Genomic DNA, 13595 nt, shown 5'->3' with positions numbered 1-13595 from the left:
CCTGATGTGCCCGGGCCGTTGTCGGGGCGGGGAAAAGAAAGATCCCCCGACACCGCGCAGGCCGCGAGACCCCGGCCTACATTGGAGACGCCGCCCACTCCACGCGAGGCCTGGAGCCACAGATGCCGGTCACCGCTGCACCAGACGCCGTCCGCATCACCCATCACGGCGCCGACTTCGACGCCCTGCGCCGCCAGGACCCCGAGATCGCCGAGGTGATCCTGGGCGAGCTGGGGCGGCAGAGCGACAGCCTCCAGCTCATCGCCGCCGAGAACTTCACCTCACCCGCGGTCCTCGCCGCGCTCGGCTCACCGCTCGCCAACAAGTACGCCGAGGGCTATCCCGGCGCCCGCCACCACGGCGGCTGCGAACTCGTCGACGCCGCCGAGCGGATCGCCGTAGCGCGCGCCACCGCACTGTTCGGGGCCGAACACGCCAATGTGCAGTCGCACTCCGGCTCCTCCGCCGTCCTCGCGGCATACGCGGCGCTGCTCAAGCCCGGCGACACGGTCCTCGCCATGGGGCTGCCGTACGGCGGTCATCTCACCCACGGCTCGCCCGCCAACTTCTCCGGCCGCTGGTTCGACTTCGTCGGCTACGGCCTCGACGCGGAGACCGGTCTCATCGACTACGACCAGGTGCGCACCCTGGCCCGCCAGCACCGGCCCAAGGCCATCGTCTGCGGCTCGATCTCGTACCCCCGCCACCCCGACTACGCGGCGTTCCGCGGGATCGCGGACGAGGTGGGCGCGTACCTGATCGCCGACGCGGCCCACCCGATGGGGCTGATCGCGGGCGGCGCCGCCCCGAGCCCCGTCCCGTACGCCGATGTGGTGTGCGCTACAACACACAAGGTGCTGCGCGGGCCGCGCGGCGGAATGATCCTGTGCGGTGCCGAACTGGCCGAGCGCATCGACCGCGCGGTGTTCCCCTTCACCCAGGGCGGCGCCCAGATGCACACGATCGCGGCCAAGGCCGTCGCCTTCGGCGAGGCGTCGACCCCGGCGTTCACGGCGTACGCGCACAAGGTCGTCGCGAACGCCCGGATGCTCGCCGACGGGCTCGCCGAGGAGGGCTACGCCGTGCTGACGGGCGGCACCGACACCCATCTGATCAGCGCGGATCCGGCGCCTCTCGGCGTGGACGGCAGGGCGGCCCGCGGCCGTCTCGCCGCGGCCGGACTGGTTCTCGACACCTGCGCCCTCCCGTACGGCGACGGGCGCGGCATCCGGCTCGGCACCGCGGCTGTCACCACCCAGGGCATGGGCGAGGCCGAAATGACGCGGATCGCCGCGCTCTTTACGGCGGCGATGCGTGAAGAGGGAGAAGAGGCGAGAAAGGTACGTTCGGAAGTGCGCGCGCTGGCCGGTAGATTTCCGCCTTATCAGGGGTAGCCGCGACATTGTGCAACCATCGCGGCCCCCCGTATGTCCTCAAGCATGTGGCTACCAGAGCTAGTGTGTGGGGCTGAGATGGCCAGCGATTCCTGTGGGGCAGCCCGTGCGTGATTACCTGCTGACGCTCTGTGTCACGGCCGCGGTGACCTATCTGCTGACCGGTCCGGTGCGTAAGTTCGCCATCGCGACCGGAGCGATGCCTGAGATCCGTGCCCGCGATGTACACCGAGAGCCGACGCCGCGACTCGGCGGCATCGCCATGTTCTTCGGTCTGTGCGCCGGTCTGCTGGTCGCCGACCATCTACAGAATCTGAACAGCGTCTTCGAGCTGTCGAACGAACCGCGCGCGCTGCTCTCCGGCGCGGCCCTGATCTGGATCATCGGCGTCCTGGACGACAAGTTCGAGATCGACGCCCTGATCAAGCTCGGCGGCCAGATGATCGCCGCCGGTGTGATGGTGATGCAGGGTCTGACGATCCTGTGGATCCCCGTGCCCGGCATCGGCACGGTCTCGCTGACCTCCTGGCAGGGCACCCTGCTGACCGTCGCCCTGGTCGTCATCACCATCAACGCGGTGAACTTCGTGGACGGCCTGGACGGTCTCGCCGCCGGCATGGTCTGCCTCGCCGCCGCCGCCTTCTTCCTCTACTCGTACCGGATCTGGTACGGCTACATGATCGAGGCGGCCGCCCCCGCGACGCTTTTCACCGCGATCCTGATGGGTATGTGCCTGGGCTTCCTGCCCCACAACATGCATCCCGCGCGGATCTTCATGGGCGACTCGGGCTCGATGCTGATCGGCCTGGTGCTGGCCGCGGCCGCGATCTCGGTGACCGGCCAGGTGGACCCCGACGCCCTGAAGATCTTCGAGGGCAGTACCCGACAGGCCACGCACGCAGCGCTGCCCGTCTTCATTCCGCTGCTGCTGCCGCTGACCATCATCGCGATCCCGGTCGCGGACCTGGTCCTCGCTATCGTGCGCCGCACCTGGAACGGACAGTCGCCGTTCGCCGCCGACCGCGGCCATCTCCACCACCGGCTGCTGGAGATCGGACACTCGCACAGCCGCGCGGTCCTGATCATGTACTTCTGGTCGGCGCTGATCGCCTTCGGCGTCGTCGCGTACTCCGTGCACTCGGCGTCGATGTGGATCGTGCTGGCCATCGTGGCGCTGAGCGCCGTCGGCCTGGTGCTTCTGCTGCTGCCACGCTTCACGCCGCGGGCTCCACGCTGGGCCGAGGCCTTTGTGCCGCCGCGCTACCGGCGCCGTACGGTGCAGTCCGAGCCGGCGGCGGTGCCCGCGCTCGCGTACGGGGCTGAGACGCCCGAGGCGCCCGAGGAGCGCGCCCCGGTCGCGGTGGGCGCCCCTGGGGTCAACGGCGTCAACCGCGTCCACGGCGTCAACGGAGCGACCGCGATCGGCCCCCGTTCGCGTTTCCCGGACGGAAGGAAGGCCGGGACCCGCGGATGACGATTTACCGGATGTCCGCCCAATAGCAGACATAGTGACCGGCTGGCGTGCACACACGCGCGCGTTCACTCTCATGTGTGATGGTTGGCACACTCCTGGGTAAAGACCTATTCAAATAGTTTGTGATACGGTTCACGAGACCCGGAGACAGCGCCGAAGGGCCGTAGTGCGACGGCTCGTTGGCCCCGAGGCCCATCTCGGACCGGGATTACGCTCGTCCATGACGACACCACTGCCCCCACCAGTAAGCGGAGCTGCCGCCATGCCGACCAATGACGTCCGGACTCTCCTTCACACCGCCGTGCCCGCGGCTGTCGCCGGCGCTGTCGCCGTTGCCGTCAGCGCTGGAGTCGCCGGTGGCAAGGGAGCGATCGGGGCAGTCGTCGGCACCTTGGTGGTCCTCCTCTTCATGGGGATCGGGATGGTCGTGCTCCAGCGGACGGCGAAATCGCTTCCGCACTTGTTCCAGGCCATGGGGCTGATGCTCTACACGGCACAGCTGCTGCTTCTCTTCATCTTCATGGCGGCGTTCAAGGACACCACCCTGTTCCACCCCAAGGCCTTCGCTTTCACCATTCTCGCGGTGACCCTCGTCTGGGTCTCCGCGCAGGCTCGTGCGTATATGAAGGCCAAGATCCTCTACGTGGATCCCGACGCCGCGAAGGGTGAAAAGCCCGAGAACGCGGGGTCGTCGACGTGAAGGGTAGGGCCGGGATAAACGCCCGTTCGCGATCCTGCTATCGTCCGGTGCCAACTGCGGCACTGCGGGCGCGGGTGTCCGAGCTGACGCCTGTCCCAGCGCGAGGCTCGATGCCGAACCGTCGCCCCCACATCCGTAAGACCACCAGTCCAGTGCCGTCCCGCGGCTCAGCGCCGCGCCGACACAACGAGGTTGCCGTACCTATGCGCCACGCTGAAGGAGCCCGCGGTGAGTGCTGACCAGACGCTCGCCTTCGACGCGAGTTGCCACATCTTCACCGGATGCGGATTCCCGGCTCCGGGCCTGCATACGTTCATCTACGAACCCATCGCCACGGTGGGCGGCTTCGAATTCACCAAGCCGATGCTGCTCGCGTTTCTCGGTTCGTTCGTGGTCGTCGCCTTCTTCTGGGCCGCCTTCCACAAGCCCAAGCTGGTGCCGGGCAAGCTGCAGATGGTCGGCGAGGCCGGTTACGACTTCGTACGCCGCGGAATCGTCTACGAGATCATCGGCAAGAAGGACGGCGAGAAGTACGTCCCGCTGATGGTGTCGCTGTTCTTCTTCGTCTGGATGATGAATATCTGGTCGATTGTGCCGCTCGCACAGTTCCCGGTGACCTCGATCATCGCCTACCCGGCGGCGCTCGCCCTCGTCGTGTACGTGCTGTGGGTCAGCCTGACCTTCCGGAAGCACGGCTTCGTCGGCGGCTGGAAGAACATCACCGGGTACGACAAGTCCCTCGGCCCGATCCTTCCGCTCGTGGTCGTGCTGGAGTTCTTCTCGAACCTGCTCATCCGGCCCTTCACCCACGCGGTCCGGCTCTTCGCGAACATGTTCGCGGGCCACCTGCTGATCTCGATGTTCGCCATCGCGACCTGGTACCTCGCCAACAGCATCGGCTTCGTCTACGCCGGAACCTCGTTCCTGATGGCCGTCGTGATGACCGCGTTCGAGCTCTTCATCCAGGCCGTCCAGGCGTACGTCTTCGTCCTCCTGGCCTGCAGCTACATCCAGGGCGCGCTCGCCGAGCACCACTGAGCAGAGCCCGACCCGCACACCTGAAATCAGTCGTCCGGTGGCCAACCCCCACCGGGTCCTTGAAAGAGAAGGAAGAACCGGCATGTCCGCTCTCCAGACCCTTGCTGCCGTCGAAGGTAACGTCGCCTCCATCGGTTACGGTCTCGCCGCCATCGGCCCCGGCGTCGGCGTCGGCATCATCTTCGGTAACGGCACCCAGGCCCTCGCGCGTCAGCCCGAGGCGGCCGGCCTGATCCGTACCAACCAGATCATGGGTTTCGCCTTCTGTGAGGCGCTCGCCCTCATCGGCATCGTCATGGGCTTCGTCTACTAAGCCGGCCTGACGACAGCCCCATCATTTTCACGGAAGGCACTGATGTGAACGCTCTGTTCCTTGCGGCAGAGGCGGAGACGCAACCTCCGCTCATCCCGCATCTCGACGAGCTCGTCATCGGCCTGATCGCCTTCGTCATCGTCTTCGGCTTCCTCGCCAAGAAGCTCCTCCCGAACATCAACAAGGTTCTGGAAGAGCGCCGAGAGGCCATCGAGGGTGGCATCGAGAAGGCCGAGGCGGCGAGGATCGAAGCCGAGAGCGTGCTCGAGCAGTACAAGGCTCAGCTCGCCGAGGCCCGCCACGAGGCCGCCCGGATGCGCCAGGAGGCGACCGAGCAGGGCGCCGCGATCATCCAGGAGATGAAGGCGGAAGGCCAGCGGCAGCGCGAGGAGATCATCGCGGCCGGCCACGCCCAGATCGAGGCCGACCGCAAGGCTGCGGCCGCTGCGCTGCGTCAGGACGTGGGCAAGCTCGCCATCGAGCTGGCCGGCAAGCTCGTCGGTGAGTCCCTCGAGGACCAGGCCCGGCAGAGCCGCACCGTCGACCGCTTCCTCGACGAGCTCGAGGAGAAGGCCGAGGCCGCCCGATGAACGGAGCGAGCCGCGAGGCACTGGCTACCGCACGCGAGGCTCTCGACGCGCTGACCGACAACACCTCGGTCGACGCGGCGAAGCTTGCCGAGGAGCTGGCCGCCGTCACCGCGTTGCTCGACCGCGAGGTGTCGCTGCGTCGGGTCCTGACCGACCCGGCGCAGTCCGGCGAGGCCAAGGCCGAGCTGTTGGTGCGGCTGCTCAGCGGTCAGGTGGGCGGCCCGACCGTCGACCTGGTCTCCGGCATGGTCCGCTCCCGCTGGTCGCAGTCCCGTGACCTGGTCGACGCGATCGAGGAGCTGGCGGCCACCGCCGACCTCACCGCGGCACAGCAGGCGGGCGCGCTCGACGATGCCGAGGACGAGCTGTTCCGGTTCGGCCGGATCGTCGAGTCCAACATCGAGCTGCGGGCCGCGCTGACCGACAGGTCGGCGACGAAGGCCGCCAAGGCAGAGCTGGTCAGCACACTGCTCGGCGGCAGGGCCAATCCGGTCACCGAGCGACTGGTAGTCCGTCTTGTTACGGCGCCCAGGGGACGTAGCCTGGAGGCGGGACTCGAGTCCCTGTCCAAGCTCGCCGCGGCGCGTCGGGACCGGATGGTAGCGGTCGTCACCTCGGCGGTACCGCTCACCGACCAGCAGAAGCAGCGCCTCGGCGCCGTGCTGGCGAAGCTGTACGGCCGCCAGATGCACCTGAACCTCGACGTGGACCCCGAGGTCCTCGGCGGGATCTCGGTGCGTGTCGGCGACGAGGTCATCAGCGGCACGATCGCGGACCGTCTCGCCGAGGCGTCCCGCCGTATCGCCGGCTGACAGCCAGTAACTGAACAAGCAGGACGAGCGGCCCGGTTGGGCCGTGCAGAAATTGCAGAAGATTCCTGGGGGTCGGCCCCCAGACCCCCTTAAGAAACTTCGGGCCCAACAAGGAGAGCAGGGAACCCAGATGGCGGAGCTCACGATCCGGCCGGAGGAGATCCGGGACGCGCTGGAGAACTTTGTCCAGGCGTACAAGCCGGACGCGGCCTCGCGCGAGGAGGTCGGTACGGTCAGCCTTGCCGGCGACGGCATCGCGAAGGTCGAGGGTCTTCCCTCGGCCATGGCGAGCGAGCTGCTGAGGTTCGAGGACGGCACCCTCGGTCTCGCCCTCAACCTCGAGGAGCGCGAGATCGGTGCGATCGTCCTCGGCGAGTTCAGCGGTGTAGAGGAGGGCCAGCCGGTGCAGCGCACCGGTGAGGTTCTCTCCGTCGGCGTCGGTGAGGGCTACCTCGGCCGCGTTGTCGACCCGCTCGGCAACCCGATCGACGGCCTCGGCGAGATCGAGACCGACGGCCGTCGCGCCCTCGAGCTGCAGGCACCGGGCGTCATGGTCCGTAAGTCGGTGCACGAGCCGATGCAGACCGGCTACAAGGCTGTCGACGCCATGGTGCCGATCGGCCGCGGCCAGCGTCAGCTGATCATTGGTGACCGTCAGACCGGCAAGACCGCTCTGGCCGTCGACACGATCATCAACCAGCGCGACAACTGGCGCTCGGGCGACCCGAAGAAGCAGGTCCGCTGCATCTACGTCGCCATCGGCCAGAAGGGCTCCACCATCGCGTCCGTGCGCGGTGCGCTGGAGGAGGCGGGCGCGCTCGAGTACACGACCATCGTCGCCGCCCCGGCGTCCGACCCGGCCGGATTCAAGTACCTGGCGCCGTACACCGGCTCGGCCATCGGCCAGCACTGGATGTACCAGGGCAAGCACGTCCTGATCATCTTCGACGACCTGTCGAAGCAGGCCGACGCCTACCGCGCCGTGTCGCTGCTGCTGCGCCGCCCGCCGGGCCGCGAGGCCTACCCGGGCGACGTCTTCTACCTGCACTCGCGTCTGCTGGAGCGCTGCGCCAAGCTCTCCGACGACATGGGCGCCGGTTCGATGACGGGTCTGCCGATCGTCGAGACCAAGGCGAACGACGTGTCGGCGTTCATCCCGACCAACGTCATCTCCATCACCGACGGCCAGTGCTTCCTGGAGTCCGACCTGTTCAACGCCGGCCAGCGTCCGGCCCTGAACGTCGGTATCTCGGTCTCCCGTGTCGGTGGCTCCGCCCAGCACAAGGCCATGCGGCAGGTCTCCGGCCGTCTTCGCGTGGACCTCGCCCAGTACCGCGAGCTGGAGGCGTTCGCCGCTTTCGGTTCCGACCTGGACGCGGCCTCCAAGGCGCAGATGGAGCGCGGCAAGCGCATGGTCGAGCTGCTCAAGCAGGCTCAGTACCAGCCCATGCCCATCGAGGAGCAGGTTGTCTCCATCTGGGCCGGCACCACCGGCAAGATGGACGACGTCCCGGTCCAGGACATCCGCCGCTTCGAGTCAGAGCTGCTCGAGCACCTGCGCCGCGAGCGCAAGGAGCTGCTGACCAGCATCGCCGAGGGCGCCAAGATGTCCGACGACACGCTGCAGGCCATCGGCGACGCCATCGCCGCCTTCAAGCGTCAGTTCGAGACCTCGGACGGCAAGCTTCTGGGCGAAGACGCGCCGGTCAGCACGGCCAAGTGACGACGGAAGGGACCTGACTCATGGGAGCCCAGCTCCGGGTCTACAAGCGTCGCATCAAATCCGTCACCGCGACCAAGAAGATCACCAAGGCGATGGAGATGATCGCCGCCTCGCGCATCGTCAAGGCGCAGCGCCAGGTGGCCGCCTCCACTCCGTACGCGACCGAGCTCACCCGCGCGGTGACTGCGGTGGCGACCGGGTCGAACACGAAGCACCCCCTCACCACCGAGGTGGAGGCGCCGGTCCGTGCCGCGGTCCTGCTCATCACGAGCGACCGCGGTCTGGCCGGCGGCTACTCCGCCAACGCCATCAAGGCGGCGGAGCAGCTCACCGAGCGGCTCCGGGCGGAGGGCAAGGAGGTCGTCACGTACATCGTCGGCCGCAAGGGTGTGTCGTACTACGGCTTCCGTGAGCGCAAGGTCACGGACTCGTGGACCGGGTTCACCGACGCCCCGACGTACGCGGACGCCAAGAAAGTGGCCGGCCCGCTGATCGAGGCCGTCCAGCAGGACACGGCCGAGGGCGGCGTGGACGAGCTCCACATCGTCTTCACCGAGTTCATCTCGATGCTGACGCAGACGCCGGTACAGAACCGGCTGCTGCCCCTCAGCCTCGAGAAGACGGTCGAGGAGTCGGGGACGAAGGGCGAGATCCTTCCGCTGTTCGACTTCGAGCCGTCGGCGGAGGACGTCCTCGACGCCCTGCTGCCGCGCTACGTCGAGAGCCGTATCTACAACGCGCTGCTCCAGGCCGCTGCTTCCAAGCACGCTGCCACCCGCCGCGCGATGAAGTCGGCAACCGACAACGCCGGTGAGCTCATCAAGAGCCTCTCCCGGCTTGCCAACGCGGCCCGCCAGGCCGAAATCACCCAGGAAATCAGCGAGATCGTCGGTGGCGCCAGCGCCCTGGCCGACGCGACCGCGGGGAGTGACAAGTAATGACGACCACTGTTGAGACGGCCGCCGCCACGGGCCGCGTCGCCCGGGTCATCGGCCCGGTCGTCGACGTGGAGTTCCCCGTCGACGCGATGCCGGAGATCTACAACGCACTGACCGTTCAGGTGGCCGACCCGGCCGAGGACGGCAAGCTCAAGACACTGACCCTCGAAGTCGCCCAGCACCTGGGTGAGGGCATCGTCCGCGCGATCTCGATGCAGCCCACCGACGGTCTGGTCCGCCAGGCCACGGTGACCAACACCGGCGCGGGCATCACCGTTCCGGTCGGCGACTTCACCAAGGGCAAGGTGTTCAACACCCTCGGTGAGGTGCTGAACGTCCCCGACGCGAACACCGAGACCACCGAGCGGTGGCCGATCCACCGCAAGGCGCCCAGCTTCGACCAGCTCGAGTCCAAGACCGAGATGTTCGAGACGGGCATCAAGGTCATCGACCTTCTCACCCCGTACGTCAAGGGTGGAAAGATCGGTCTGTTCGGTGGTGCCGGTGTCGGCAAGACCGTTCTGATCCAGGAGATGATCTACCGCGTCGCCAACAACCACGACGGTGTGTCGGTGTTCGCGGGCGTCGGTGAGCGTACCCGTGAGGGCAACGACCTCATCGAGGAGATGACCGACTCCGGCGTCATCGACAAGACGGCGCTTGTCTTCGGTCAGATGGACGAGCCCCCGGGCACCCGTCTCCGCGTCGCGCTTGCCGGTCTGACCATGGCGGAGTACTTCCGCGATGTGCAGAAGCAGGACGTGCTCTTCTTCATCGACAACATCTTCCGGTACACCCAGGCCGGCTCCGAGGTGTCCACCCTGCTCGGCCGTATGCCGTCCGCGGTGGGCTACCAGCCGAACCTGGCCGACGAGATGGGTCTGCTGCAGGAGCGCATCACCTCGACGCGTGGTCACTCGATCACCTCGATGCAGGCGATCTACGTCCCCGCGGACGACCTGACCGACCCGGCGCCGGCGACCACCTTCGCCCACCTGGACGCGACGACGGTGCTGTCCCGTCCGATCTCGGAGAAGGGCATCTACCCGGCGGTCGACCCGCTGGACTCGACGTCCCGCATCCTGGACCCGCGCTACATCGCGCAGGACCACTACGACGCCGCCACGCGCGTCAAGGGAATCCTGCAGAAGTACAAGGACCTCCAGGACATCATCGCGATCCTCGGTATCGACGAGCTGGGCGAGGAGGACAAGCTGGTTGTCCACCGTGCCCGTCGTGTCGAGCGCTTCCTGTCGCAGAACACCCACGTCGCCAAGCAGTTCACCGGCGTGGACGGTTCGGACGTGCCGCTCGAGGAGTCGATCGCCGCGTTCAACGCGATCTGCGACGGTGACTACGACCACTTCCCCGAGCAGGCGTTCTTCATGTGCGGTGGCATTGAGGACCTCAAGGCCAACGCCAAGGAGCTCGGCGTCTCCTGAGTCGGCCGACTCGTAGAAGGGGGGCGGGTCCGTCCCGCCCCCCTTCGTACGCCCTTCCCGGGGGCCATCCCCGGACCCCCTGCCGTCAGGCGGGGCGGGCCCCGGCGTTTCGACGTCCGGAGCCCTACTAGACTTATGACCCAACACCCGGCAGTACCGCCGGGTGGTGACCCGAGGAGCCACCCTTGGCTGCTGAGCTGCATGTCGAGCTGGTCGCCGCGGACCGGCAGGTCTGGTCCGGCGAGGCCACCCTGGTCGTCGCGCGCACCACGTCCGGCGACATCGGCGTCATGCCCGGTCACCAGCCGCTACTCGGTGTGCTGGAGTCGGGCCCGGTGACAATCCGTACGAGTGAGGGAACGGTCGTGGCAGCAGTGCACGGCGGTTTCATCTCGTTCGCCGACAACAAGCTGTCGCTGCTGGCGGAGATCGCCGAGCTGGTGGACGAGATCGACCCCCAGCGCGCCGAGCGCGCGCTGGAGCGCGCCAGGTCGGAAGAGGACGCCGCCGCCGAGCGGCGCGCCGATGTCCGGCTGCGTGCGGTGGCGGTGCGCTGAGCACCCCGCCGACAGTCGCCCTCAGCCGCGGCCCGGGCTGGAGTTCTCCAGACCGTGTCGCGGCTGCGGCAATGCAGATGCACGTGGGATTGCGTGAGCAGACTCGGACGAGAACGATGCGAGGAGGTCGGTGGACATGTTCCTCGCTCTGCTTGTGAGCGGCCTGGTCGTCGTCGCACTGGTGGGGATCGGGCTGTTCGTCTTCGGGCTGCGCCGACGGCTGATCCAGCGCTCGGGCGGGACCTTCGACTGCAGTCTGCGCTGGAACGTTCCGGAGGAGAGCGATTTCTCCGGCAAGGGCTGGGTGTACGGCGTCGCCCGCTACAGCGGCGACCGGATCATGTGGTTCCGGGTCTTCTCGTACGCACCCCGGCCCCGTCGTGTCCTTGAGCGTTCGGCCATCGAGGTCGTCTCCCGGCGTACGCCCCAGGGTGAAGAGGAGCTGGCGCTGCTCTCCGACGCGACCGTGCTCGGCTGTGTGCACCGCGGGACGCGCCTGGAGCTGGCGATGAGCGAGGATGCGCTGACCGGTTTCCTCGCCTGGCTGGAGGCGGCGCCTCCGGGCCAGAGAGTGAACGTGGCGTAGGACATGATCGCGTAGGGCGTGACCGCGCAGGACATGACAAAGCCCGGGAGAGCGAGTCTCCCGGGCTTCGGTGTGTGCGGGATCAGCCCAGACCGCTGTTGATCGCGCTGACCAGCTCTCCGTTCGTCGTGTCACCGCTGAATTCCCAGAAGAACGCGCCTCCCAGGCCCTGGCCCTTCGCCCAGCTCATCTTCGAGGTGACGGTGGCCGGGGTGTCGTAACTCCACCAGTTGCTGCCGCACTTCGCGTACGCGGTGCCGGCGATGGTGCCGGTGGACGGGCAGCTGTTCTTGAGGACCTTGTAGTCCTCGATGCCCTGTTCGTACGTGCCGGCGGCGGGCCCGGTCGCGGTGCCGCCCGGTGTCGCCTGGGTGACTCCGGTCCAGCCGCGCCCGTAGAAGCCGATGCCCAGCAGCAGCTTCGCGGACGGCACACCCTTGGCCTTGTACTTGGCGATCGCCTCGGCGGAGTTGAAGCCCGCCTGCGGGATGCCGGGGTACGAGGTGAGCGGGGAGTGCGGCGCGGTCGGGCCCTGTGCGGCCCAGGCGCCGAAGAAGTCGTACGTCATCACGTTGTACCAGTTGAGGTACTGCGCGGCGCCTCCGTAGTCGGCGGCGTCGATCTTGCCGCCGGACGAGGCGTCCGCGGTGACGGCCGCGGTGACCAGGTTGTTCGTACCGAACTTGGCGCGCATCGCCTGCACCAGGTTCTTGAAGGCGGCGGAGCCGCTGGTGTCGCAGGACAGACCGCAGGCGTTCGGGTACTCCCAGTCAAGGTCGATGCCGTCGAAGACATCGGCCCAGCGCGGGTCCTCCACCAGGTCGTAGCAGGACTGCGCGAAAGCGGCCGGGTTCGCGGCCGCCTGGCCGAAGCCGCCGGACCAGGTCCAGCCGCCGAAGGACCAGAGCACCTTGATGTTCGGGTACTTGGCCTTGAGCTTGCGCAGCTGGTTGAAGTTGCCGCGCAGCGGCTGGTCCCAGGTGTCGGCGACGCCGTCGACGGACTGGTCGGCGGTGTACGCCTTGTCGTAGTCGGCGTAGGAGTCGCCGATGGCACAGCGGCCGCCGGTGACATTGCCGAAGGCGTAGTTGATGTGGGTGATCTTGGCGGCGGAGCCCGAGGTGACCAGGTTCTTCACGTGGTAGTTGCGTCCGTAGATGCCCCACTCGGTGAAGTAGCCCAGCTTGACCGAGGAGCCGGGGCCGGGGCCCGGGTCGGTGGTGCCCGTGGTGCGGACCGCGCGGGCGCCGCTGACCGGTCCTGTCTGGTCGGCGGTGTCGCGGGCCTGGACGGTGTACGAGTAGTCGGTGCCCGCGCTCAGTCCGGTGTTGGTGTAGGTGAGACCGGTGACCGTGGCGATCTTGGTGCCGTCGCGCAGTACGTCGTAGTTCTTGATGCCCTTGTCGTCACTGGCCGCGGTCCAGCTCAGCGTCACCGATGTGTTGGTGATGTTGCTCGCGGTCGGGGTGCCGGGGGCGGACGGCGGGTTGTCGCCGGGGACGCTTCCGCCGTCGCAGGAGGCGCCGTTGAGCTTGCAGCCGGAGGGGGAGCCGGAGCCGGTGCCGTTGAAGCCGAACGAGACGGACGCGCCGGGCGCCAGGGTGCCGTTCCAGCTCTTGTTCTTGGCGGTCCAGTGGGTGCCTGCGCCGGTGACGTCGGCGTCCCAGGCGCTGGTGACGGCGGTGCCGGAGGGGAAGTCCCATTCGACGGTCCAGGAGCTGAGGGAGGTGGTGCCGGTGTTCTTCACCGTCCACTTGCCCTCGAAGCCGGTGCCCCAGTCGGAGACCTTGGCGTAGCTGGCGGTCGCCGATGCGGCGGCCTCGGCGGGGGAGGCGAGGCCGACCATGGCGGCCAGCGGGAGGAGCAGCGCGGTCAGTCCCGCTGCGGCTCTGGATCTGAGTCCGAATCTGAATCTGGTTCTGTGCAGTGGAGGTTGCGTGTTCACGGGTGCTCCTCGAGGAGGTCCGGACGATCGGCGGTTGGTCCGTGCACTGCGCACCCTGCGTGGCTCACCGCAGTGTGTTGTGC

Annotated in this window: 13 protein-coding genes; 12 read left to right on the top strand and 1 reads right to left on the bottom strand. The window is 67.8% G+C overall.

Going from position 1 to position 13595, the window contains the following annotated elements:
- The first annotated feature begins 122 nt into the window (after nucleotides 1–122).
- From glyA to ACI2LP_RS09945, 12 genes are all read left to right on the top strand, one after another.
- Entirely contained in the window at nucleotides 123–1394 is a 1272-nt protein-coding gene (gene glyA, locus ACI2LP_RS10000; RefSeq protein WP_404724026.1) for a serine hydroxymethyltransferase, read from the top strand.
- Nucleotides 1395–1500: 106 nt separating this feature from the next.
- On the top strand, nucleotides 1501–2868 hold the full coding sequence (locus ACI2LP_RS09995; RefSeq protein WP_404724025.1) for an MraY family glycosyltransferase: 1368 nt from the start codon (nucleotides 1501–1503) through the stop codon (nucleotides 2866–2868).
- Between the two features lie 262 nt (nucleotides 2869–3130).
- Nucleotides 3131–3568, top strand: coding sequence for a hypothetical protein (locus ACI2LP_RS09990; protein ID WP_404724024.1), 438 nt, complete (start codon nucleotides 3131–3133; stop codon nucleotides 3566–3568).
- Nucleotides 3569–3796: 228 nt separating this feature from the next.
- Nucleotides 3797–4606: a F0F1 ATP synthase subunit A gene (gene atpB, locus ACI2LP_RS09985; RefSeq protein WP_404724023.1), complete on the top strand. Its 810-nt coding sequence runs from the start codon at nucleotides 3797–3799 to the stop codon at nucleotides 4604–4606.
- 82 nt (nucleotides 4607–4688) lie between these two features.
- Nucleotides 4689–4919: an ATP synthase F0 subunit C gene (atpE, locus tag ACI2LP_RS09980; protein ID WP_137993321.1), complete on the top strand. Its 231-nt coding sequence runs from the start codon at nucleotides 4689–4691 to the stop codon at nucleotides 4917–4919.
- Between the two features lie 44 nt (nucleotides 4920–4963).
- Entirely contained in the window at nucleotides 4964–5509 is a 546-nt protein-coding gene (locus tag ACI2LP_RS09975) for a F0F1 ATP synthase subunit B (RefSeq protein WP_404724022.1), read from the top strand.
- Entirely contained in the window at nucleotides 5506–6321 is an 816-nt protein-coding gene (locus ACI2LP_RS09970; protein WP_404724021.1) for a F0F1 ATP synthase subunit delta, read from the top strand. Before ACI2LP_RS09975 ends, ACI2LP_RS09970 begins: the two co-directional genes overlap by 4 nt.
- Before the next feature lie 130 nt (nucleotides 6322–6451).
- Nucleotides 6452–8044: a F0F1 ATP synthase subunit alpha gene (gene atpA / locus ACI2LP_RS09965; RefSeq protein WP_404724020.1), complete on the top strand. Its 1593-nt coding sequence runs from the start codon at nucleotides 6452–6454 to the stop codon at nucleotides 8042–8044.
- Nucleotides 8045–8064: 20 nt separating this feature from the next.
- The gene (locus ACI2LP_RS09960) at nucleotides 8065–8982 is read left to right on the top strand and encodes a F0F1 ATP synthase subunit gamma (protein WP_404724019.1); all 918 of its coding nucleotides are present in this window, start codon (nucleotides 8065–8067) and stop codon (nucleotides 8980–8982) included.
- Entirely contained in the window at nucleotides 8982–10424 is a 1443-nt protein-coding gene (gene atpD / locus ACI2LP_RS09955; RefSeq protein ID WP_404724018.1) for a F0F1 ATP synthase subunit beta, read from the top strand. Before ACI2LP_RS09960 ends, atpD begins: the two co-directional genes overlap by 1 nt.
- Before the next feature lie 185 nt (nucleotides 10425–10609).
- Nucleotides 10610–10981, top strand: coding sequence for a F0F1 ATP synthase subunit epsilon (locus ACI2LP_RS09950; protein ID WP_404724017.1), 372 nt, complete (start codon nucleotides 10610–10612; stop codon nucleotides 10979–10981).
- Between the two features lie 136 nt (nucleotides 10982–11117).
- Nucleotides 11118–11567 (top strand): DUF2550 domain-containing protein, encoded by a 450-nt coding sequence (locus ACI2LP_RS09945; RefSeq protein ID WP_404724016.1) that lies wholly within the window; start codon nucleotides 11118–11120, stop codon nucleotides 11565–11567.
- A gap of 82 nt (nucleotides 11568–11649) precedes the next feature.
- On the opposite strand, the gene ACI2LP_RS09940 is transcribed toward ACI2LP_RS09945, so the two are convergent.
- The gene (locus ACI2LP_RS09940; RefSeq protein ID WP_404724015.1) at nucleotides 11650–13512 is read right to left on the bottom strand and encodes a glycosyl hydrolase family 18 protein; all 1863 of its coding nucleotides are present in this window, start codon (nucleotides 13510–13512) and stop codon (nucleotides 11650–11652) included.
- Between the last annotated feature and the right edge of the window lie 83 nt (nucleotides 13513–13595).

Source organism: Streptomyces sp. NPDC019890, from assembly GCF_044903445.1.
GTDB lineage: Bacteria > Actinomycetota > Actinomycetes > Streptomycetales > Streptomycetaceae > Streptomyces.
Note: the sequence above shows the minus strand (reverse complement) of the source record. Positions and strands in the feature narration are given on the sequence as shown.

Bases quoted from the DNA above. Each gene is read 5' to 3' on its own strand.
- ACI2LP_RS09990 (WP_404724024.1), top strand. From the start codon at position 3,131: ATGCCGACCAATGACGTCCGGACTCTCCTTCACACCGCCGTGCCCGCG.
- ACI2LP_RS09960 (WP_404724019.1), top strand. From the start codon at position 8,065: ATGGGAGCCCAGCTCCGGGTCTACAAGCGTCGCATCAAATCCGTCACC.
- atpD (WP_404724018.1), top strand. From the start codon at position 8,982: ATGACGACCACTGTTGAGACGGCCGCCGCCACGGGCCGCGTCGCCCGG.
- ACI2LP_RS09945 (WP_404724016.1), top strand. From the start codon at position 11,118: ATGTTCCTCGCTCTGCTTGTGAGCGGCCTGGTCGTCGTCGCACTGGTG.
- atpA (WP_404724020.1), top strand. From the start codon at position 6,452: ATGGCGGAGCTCACGATCCGGCCGGAGGAGATCCGGGACGCGCTGGAG.
- ACI2LP_RS09970 (WP_404724021.1), top strand. From the start codon at position 5,506: ATGAACGGAGCGAGCCGCGAGGCACTGGCTACCGCACGCGAGGCTCTC.
- glyA (WP_404724026.1), top strand. From the start codon at position 123: ATGCCGGTCACCGCTGCACCAGACGCCGTCCGCATCACCCATCACGGC.
- atpE (WP_137993321.1), top strand. From the start codon at position 4,689: ATGTCCGCTCTCCAGACCCTTGCTGCCGTCGAAGGTAACGTCGCCTCC.